This is a genomic window from Trinickia soli, from assembly GCF_002879855.1.
GTDB classification, from domain to species: Bacteria; Pseudomonadota; Gammaproteobacteria; order Burkholderiales; family Burkholderiaceae; genus Trinickia; species Trinickia soli.
The window spans coordinates 1-424 of sequence record NZ_PNYB01000079.1 but is presented as its reverse complement, the minus strand read 5'-3'; the positions used below and the strand labels follow the sequence as shown (position 1 = coordinate 424).

Sequence of the window (424 nt, the reverse complement as noted above, 5' to 3'; positions counted from 1 at the left end):
GAATAAGAGAAACGCGGCAAAAGCTGCGAGGGGAAATACGGTATGGGCGGATTGTTTTCCGCGTTTGGTTCCTTGTGGGCCTGGATAGATAACGCTTTCGATCCGCTGTGCGGCCCCGTGGGTCTCTTCACCGTGTTCTTCCAGAACACCTCCATTGCCTGTGGAGACACCGGCTGGGGCGACGAGATTGCCGGCGGCCTCAAAGTCACGATAACAGTAGCCGTCCTGACATTGCCGCTCGGCTTAGTCGTCGGCTTTCTGGTGGCGCTGGCACAGCAATCCGAAGAAAAGTCGCTGCGGCTGGCAGCCGGCGTGTTCACCACCATCTTTCGCGGCCTGCCGGAGCTCCTGACGCTCTTCATCATCTATTACGGCATACAGATTCTGCTGCAAACGGCCCTCGCTTACGTGGGCTACACCGGAC

At 58.3% G+C, this 424-nt stretch carries 1 protein-coding gene; it reads left to right on the top strand.

Going from position 1 to position 424, the window contains the following annotated elements:
- Nucleotides 1-42: 42 nt before the first annotated feature.
- On the top strand, nt 43-424 hold a 382-nt coding region (locus C0Z19_RS27715; RefSeq protein WP_146012172.1), incomplete at its 3' end, for an ABC transporter permease subunit.